Annotated in this window: 6 protein-coding genes and 1 pseudogene; 5 read left to right on the forward strand and 2 right to left on the reverse strand. The window is 71.6% G+C overall.

The genetic code is table 11. From position 1 onward, the window contains the following. The 3 genes from I73_RS19450 to I73_RS19460 all read left to right on the forward strand — a co-directional run. Nucleotides 1-967: NAD-dependent epimerase/dehydratase family protein (locus I73_RS19450; protein ID WP_022982146.1), on the forward strand; the 967-nt coding region annotated here is incomplete at its 5' end. A 24-nt stretch (nucleotides 968-991) separates the two neighbouring features. Next, on the forward strand, nucleotides 992-2,212 hold the full coding sequence (locus I73_RS19455) for a multifunctional CCA addition/repair protein (protein WP_022982147.1): 1,221 nt from the start codon (nucleotides 992-994) through the stop codon (nucleotides 2,210-2,212). Nucleotides 2,213-2,322: 110 nt separating this feature from the next. Next, nucleotides 2,323-4,419: a S46 family peptidase gene (locus I73_RS19460; protein WP_022982148.1), complete on the forward strand. Its 2,097-nt coding sequence runs from the start codon at nucleotides 2,323-2,325 to the stop codon at nucleotides 4,417-4,419. A 54-nt stretch (nucleotides 4,420-4,473) separates the two neighbouring features. Here I73_RS19460 and I73_RS19465 read toward each other — a convergent pair whose 3' ends face one another. Both I73_RS19465 and I73_RS19470 read right to left on the reverse strand, forming a co-directional pair. Next, nucleotides 4,474-4,665 carry a DUF2905 domain-containing protein gene (locus I73_RS19465; protein ID WP_022982149.1) on the reverse strand — a complete coding sequence of 64 codons (192 nt, stop codon included), beginning with the start codon at nucleotides 4,663-4,665 and terminating at the stop codon, nucleotides 4,474-4,476. Nucleotides 4,666-4,677: 12 nt separating this feature from the next. Continuing rightward, on the reverse strand, nucleotides 4,678-5,793 hold the full coding sequence (locus tag I73_RS19470; protein WP_022982150.1) for a class I SAM-dependent methyltransferase: 1,116 nt from the start codon (nucleotides 5,791-5,793) through the stop codon (nucleotides 4,678-4,680). 20 nt (nucleotides 5,794-5,813) lie between these two features. On the opposite strand from I73_RS19470, the gene I73_RS19475 reads away from it, so the two are divergent. Together I73_RS19475 and I73_RS29235 are read left to right on the forward strand one after the other, a co-directional pair. Then, a complete protein-coding gene (locus I73_RS19475) occupies nucleotides 5,814-6,653 on the forward strand; it encodes an SDR family oxidoreductase (RefSeq protein WP_022982151.1) in 840 nt (279 codons plus the stop codon). A 2-nt stretch (nucleotides 6,654-6,655) separates the two neighbouring features. Next, nucleotides 6,656-6,792, forward strand: a pseudogene (locus tag I73_RS29235) (dihydroneopterin aldolase); the annotation flags it as partial.

The following is a 6,792-nucleotide window of genomic DNA, read 5'->3' on the forward strand; positions in this document are numbered from 1 at the left end:
CTTCTGGCCTGTCATGACCTTGCGATCGGTGCTCATTCTTGGCGGCAGCGGCTTTGTCGGCCGCGCCCTGTGCGAAACCCTGGTGGACCGCTGGGAGGCCGGGCCGCGCCTGCGCGTGCCCACCCGCCGGCTGGCCAACGCCCAGGGGGTGCAGCCCCTGCCGCTGGTGGACGTGCTGCAGGCCGACGTGCATGACGACGCCCAGCTCGACCGCCTGCTGGCCGGCTGCGACGCGGTGGTCAACCTGGTGGCCATCCTGCATGGCAGCGAAGCCGCTTTCGAACAGGTGCATGTGGCCCTGCCGCGCCGCCTGGCCGCCGCCTGCCGGCGCCAGGGCGTGCGCCGCCTCATCCATGTCAGCGCCCTGGGCGCCGACCCGGCCGGCCCCTCGCGCTACCTGCGCAGCAAGGGCCGTGGCGAAGCCGCGCTGCGCGAGGCCGGACTGGAGCTGACGCTGCTGCGACCCTCGGTCATCTTCGGCGCCAACGACCGCTTCCTCAACCTCTTCGCCCAGCTGCAGGCCCTGTTCCCTGTCCTGCCCCTGGCCGGGGCGGACGCCCGCTTTCAGCCGGTGTGGGTGGACGACGTGGCCGCGGCCATCGCCGCCTGCCTGGAACGGCCGGACACCATCGGCCAGGTCTACGAATGCGCCGGCCCCGAGGTGAAGACCCTGGCCGAACTGGTGCGGCTGGCCGGCGAGGTCAGCGGCCACCCCCGGCCCATCCTGCCCCTGCCCGGCCCGCTGGCCATGCTGCAGGCCCTGGCCATGGAATTCGCCCCGGGCGAGACGCTGATGAGCCGGGACAATCTGGCCTCGATGACCGTGCCCAATGTGGCCACCGGCCAGCACCCCGGCCTGGCGGACCTGGGCATCGCCCCCAGCCCGCTGCTGGCCGTGGTGCCGGGCTATCTGCAGCCCGGGCAACGCTGTGCCCGGCTCGACACCTGGCGTGCGCGCCACCGCTGAACGCTGATCGGACAAGGATCTCCCATGAAAGCCTATGTCGTCGGCGGCGCGGTGCGCGACGCCCTGCTCCAGCGGCCGGTGAACGACCGCGACTGGGTGGTGGTGGGCGCCACGCCCGAAGACATGCTGGCCGCCGGCTACACCCCGGTGGGCAAGGACTTCCCGGTCTTCCTGCACCCGCAGACGCACGAGGAATACGCCCTGGCCCGCACCGAGCGCAAGACCGCGCCGGGTTACCACGGCTTCGTCTTCCACGCCGCACCGGAAGTGACGCTGGAGCAGGACCTGCAGCGCCGCGACCTCACCATCAACGCCATCGCCCGCGCCGAGGACGGCACGCTGATCGACCCCTGCGGCGGCCAGCGCGACCTGGCCGCCAAGGTGCTGCGCCACGTCAGTGACGCCTTTGCCGAGGACCCGGTGCGCATCCTGCGCCTGGCCCGCTTCGCCGCCCGCTTCCCCGATTTCTCCGTCGCGCCCGAGACCCTGGCCCTGATGCGCCAGATGGTCGAGGCCGGCGAGGTGGACGCCCTGGTGCCCGAGCGGGTCTGGCAGGAACTGGCCACCGGCCTGATGGAAGCCCGGCCCAGCCGCATGCTGGAGGTGCTGCGTGACTGCGGTGCCCTGGCCCGGCTGCTGCCTGAGGTGGACCGGCTCTGGGGCGTGCCGCAGCGCGCCGAGTTTCACCCCGAGGTGGACACCGGCGCCCACCTGCTGCTGGTGCTGGACCAGGCCGCCCGCCTGCAGGCCCCGCTGGCCACCCGCTTTGCCGCGCTGTGCCACGACCTGGGCAAGGGCACGACCCCGCCCGAGGAATGGCCGCGCCACATCGCCCACGAGGCCCGCAGCGAACAGCTCACCCGCGCGCTGTGCGCCCGCCTGAAGCCGCCCAGCGACTGCAGCGAACTGGCCCTGGTGGTGGCACGCGAACACACCCACATCCACCAGGCCGCCACCTTCGGCGCCGCCGCGGTGCTGCGCCTGCTTGAACGCTGCGACGCCTTCCGCCGACCCGAGCGCTTCGAGCTGGCCCTGCTGGCCTGCGAGGCCGATGCCCGCGGCCGCCTGGGCCTGGAACACGCCGACTACCCCAGCGCGCCCTTGCTGCGCCAGGCCCTGCAGGCCGGGCTGGACGTGGACACCCCCCGCGTGGCCGCCGAAGCCCAGGCCCGCGGCGCCAAGGGCCCGCAGATCGGCGACGCCATCCACATGGCCCGCGCCAACGCGGTGGCGATGGCGATCTGAGCGACACTCGATCGGGTCCGGCGATCGATCCGCCGGGCGCCGACGCTGGCCCCCGTCGACACCACCTGCCGCGGGGTCCTTGTTTTTCGCCTCACAAAGGATCCTTTCCGATGCCCGTGTCCCGGCACCGCCCCAGCGTCACCCCGCTGCTGGGCGTCACCCTGTTGTGCGCCTTCACCTCCCTGACCGCCTCCGCCATGGAAGGCATGTGGACCCTGGACAACCTGCCCAAGACCACCCTGGCCCAGAAGTACGGCTTCACACCCGACGACGCCTGGGTGAACAAGGTGATGCACTCGGCCGCCCGCATGGCCGGCGGCTGCTCCACCTCCTTCGTCTCGGCCGGTGGCCTGGTGCTGACCAACCACCACTGCGTGGACAGCTGCTTGGGTGACCTCTCCCGCCCGGGCCAGGACCTGCGCCGACAGGGCTTTCTCGCCCAGCACCCGCAGGAGGAGCGCCAGTGCCCCGGCATGGAGCTCAACCGGCTGGAGCAGATCACCGACGTGAGCGCCGCCTTCGCCCAGGCCACGGCGGGCAAGACCGGTCAGGCCTACACGGAGGCCGCCAACGCCACCCGCGCCCGCCTGGAGTCGGCCTGTGTCAACGGCCAGGACGCCACCGTGCGCTGTGACGTGGTGACGCTCTACCAGGGCGGGGCCCGCCATCTCTACCGCTACCACCGCTACCAGGACGTGCGACTGGCCTTCGCGCCGGAAGTGGCCATCGGCGCCTTCGGCGGCGACCCGGACAACTTCGACTTCCCGCGCTACGACCTGGACATGGGCCTGCTGCGCGTGTACGAGAACGGCCACCCCGCCGCCACGCCCGAGTTCTTCCCGTTCAACCCGCACGGCCCGGAGGCCGGCGAACTGGTGATCACGGCCGGCAACCCCGGCAGCACCCAGCGTCTGCTGACCGTGGCCCAGCTGGAAACCCTGCGCGACGTGGACCTGCCCGGTCGCCTGCTGCGTGAGGCCGAACAGCGCGGCCTGCTGAACCAGTACGGCAGCGAAGGCACCGAGCAAAACCGCCTGGCCCAGAAGACCCTGCGCTGGATCGAGAACGGCTTCAAGGTGCAGTACGGCCAGTTGGAAACCCTGCGTGATGCCGATGTGATGGCCCGCAAGCGCAGCGAGGAAGCCGCGCTGCGCCAGTTCGCCGCCAGTCGGCCGGAACTGAAGGACACGCTGGGCGCCTGGGACGACATCGCCCGCGCCACCCGGGTCTACCGCGAGATCCACCCCCACCTGGCCTACACCGAAGGCGCCGAGGGCTACTGGACGGACTACTACGGCTGGGCCCGCACGCTGGTGCGCGCGGCAGCCGAACGCAGCAAGCCCAGCGGCGAGCGCCTGCCGGAGTTCGCCGACGCCGCCCTGCTGGCCACCCAGCGCCATCTGCTCGCGCCCCGGCCGGTCGATCCCGCCTTCGAAAAGGTGAAGCTGGCCTGGTCGCTGGCCCAGATGCGCCAGTGGCTGGGCGCGGACGATCCCCTGGTGCGCCAGGTGCTGGGACGCAAGTCGCCGCAGACGCTGGCCTCGGAGCTGGTGGACGGCACGACGCTGGGGGACCCGAAGGTGCGCCAGGCCCTGTGGGACGGCGGCGCGGCGGCCATCGCCGCTTCCCAGGACCCCTTCATCCGCCTGGCCCTGGCCACCGACGGTGAGGCCCGTGCTCTGCGGGCCCGCCATGAGAACGAGGTCAAGGCGGTGGAGACCCGCGCGGCCGAGCAGATCGCCCGCGTGCGCTTTGCCCGCACCGGCACCTCGGTCTACCCGGACGCCACCTTCTCGCTGCGCCTGAGCTTCGGCGAGATCCGCGGCTTCAAGAAAAACGGCCAGCCCGTGGCCCCCTTCACCGAGATCGGCGGCACCTTCGCCCGCGCCACCGGTGAAGACCCGTTCGCCCTGCCCCAAAGCTGGCTGAGCGCCCAGAAGGCCCTGAACCCGGCGCAGCGCTTCAACATGGTCAGCACCAACGACATCATCGGCGGCAACTCGGGCAGCCCGTTGATCAACCGCCGCGGCGAGCTGGTGGGCCTGATCTTCGACGGCAACCTGGGCTCGCTGGGTGGCGCCTACTGGTATGACGAAGCCGACAACCGTGCGGTCAGCGTGCATGCCGGCGCCATCCTGGAGACCCTGGACAAGGTCTACCACGCCGACCGGCTGGTGCAGGAACTGAAGGCCGGCGCCGTCCACTGACGGTGGCCCGGGGCGGGCGTGCAGAACGCCCGCCCCGCCTTCAGGCCGCCGGTCTCAGATCAGCAGCCCGATCACGCTGGCGATCAGCCCCAGCACCACGCTGCTGGCCAGGGGCAGGAAGAGCTCGCGGCCGAACAGGCGCAGGCGGATGTCGCCCGGCAGACGGCCCAGGCCGATCTTCTGCAGCCATTCGCCGGCGCGGTTGAAGATCAGCAGGGCGATCAGGAAGACCAGCATCCAGCGCATCGGGTTCTTCCTTCAGAGTCGGTGGGTGCGGTCACCCTCGGTGAAGCCGATGGGGTCCAGGTCCAGCCCCGGCGCCCCCAGGGCGATCACCTTGAACAGCTCGCCCATCTCGTGCTCGTCCACCAGCTTGAGCGCCATGGTCTTGGTCTTCACGTCGGCCGCGGCCATCAGGTCCAGCAGGCCGCAGTTGAAGAGAAAGCGCGCCTGGCTGGTGTAGCCCAGCACCTGCAGCCCGGCCTCCTGCGCCGCCAGCGCGATGCCGGTGAAGTTCACATGGGCGGTGATGTCCTTCTCGCCCGGGCGCTCCAGCGGATCCGGGTCGGCCCGGTGGGCGGCATGGCACATCAGCGTGCCCTGGTGGCGCTGCGGGTGGTAGTACTCGGCCTCCGGGAAGCCATAGTCGATGAAGAAGGCCGCACCGGCCTTCAGGTGGCCGGCCAGGCTGCGCACGAAGGCCTCGGCCTGGGGGTGGATCTCGGTGACCGCGCCGGGCGGCACCGGGCCGTCGAAGGGGATGGCCAAGTTGGTGGGCCTGTCGGCAAAGACCAGCCGGCCCTCGTGCCAGACCACGCCGCGTTCCAGCCACTGCGTGCCATCGTCGCTGCGCACCAGCAGCTGCACCGGCATGGCGTCCAGCACCTCGTTGCCCAGCACCACGCCGCGCATCTCGGCGGGCCAGGCGTCCAGCCAGCGCACCGTGTCACCGAAGCGGGCCAGGCGCTGCCCCTGGCGCTCGCGCAGCGTGCCCGAGAGGTCCATGATGCTGTAGTGGTCCAGCGCCACACCGGCGGCGGCCAGGGCGTTCAGGACCTGCTCGGCCAGCGCGCCGGAGCCGGCACCGAACTCGAAAATGTCACGCGTGCCGCTGGCCTGCAGGGCCTGCGCCACCTGCAGCGCCAGCGCGCGGCCGAACAGCGGCGACAATTCGGGCGCGGTGACGAAATCGCTGCCGCTCTCGGGCATCCAGCCGAACTTGCGGCTGGCGTTGGCGTAATAGCCCAGGCCCGGGGCGTACAGGGCCTCGGCCATGTAGCGGTCGAAGGGCAGCCAGCCCCCTTCGGCCTCGATGACCGCACGCAGACGCGCGGTCAGGGCCGCCGATACACTGTCGGGTTCGCTTGTTGGCATCGCGAGATTGTAGGTTTGGCATGTCGTCATCCCCGTCCACCCCGCCGCAGTTCCCCTCTTCTCACCGCCCGGTCACCCTGGTGACCGGCGCGGCGCGGCGCATCGGCCGCCAGATCGCGCTGGAGCTGGCCGCCCACGGCCATGACGTGGCGGTGCACTGCCGCCATTCGCGTGACGAGGCCGAGGCCACCGCCACCGAGCTGCGGGCGCTGGGCGCCCGGGCCGCCGTGGTGGTGGCCGATCTGGCCGACGAGGCCGCCTGCCGCGCCCTGCTGCCCCAGGTGCTGGACCACTTCGGCCGGCTGGACGCGGTGGTCAACAACGCCTCGCTGTTCGAATACGACAGCGCCCTGACCTGCGACGGCGCCCATCTGGCGCGCCACTGGCAGGCCAACACCGCCGCGCCCGTCTGGCTGGCCCAGGCGCTGGCGACCCACGTGGCCGCACGCGGCGGCCAGGGCTGCGTGGTGAACCTGCTGGACCAGAAGCTCTGGAACCCCAACCCGGACTATTTTTCCTACACGCTGAGCAAGGCCGCGCTGCGCGAGGCCACCGTGCTGCTGGCCCAGGCCCTGGCGCCGCGGGTGCGGGTGGCGGCTGTGGCGCCGGGCGTCACCCTGCTGTCGGGGCCCATGTCGGCCGAGGAATACGCCCAGGCCCACCGCATGACGCCGCTGGAGCGTTCCTCCACCCCGGAAGACATCGCCCGCGCGGTGCGCTTCCTGATCGAATCCCCCGCCATCACCGGCACCACGCTGGTGGTGGATGGCGGCCAGCACCTGGCGGCCCAGGGCCGCGACGTGCTGTTCCTGGCCCGCCAGGCGCCCACGGGCCCCGCGGCCCCTTCCCCGAAAGAATGACCATGCACTCCGCCCTGTCCCACCCCAGCCTGCGCGACTGCCGCCGGCTCTTCCTGCGCAACTACGAGGTGCGCATCAACATCGGCGTGCACGATTTCGAGAAGCGCGGCGAGCAGCGGGTGCTGATCAACGTGGATCT

The organism is Ideonella sp. B508-1 (assembly GCF_000333615.1).
Lineage (GTDB): Bacteria > Pseudomonadota > Gammaproteobacteria > Burkholderiales > Burkholderiaceae_C > Ideonella.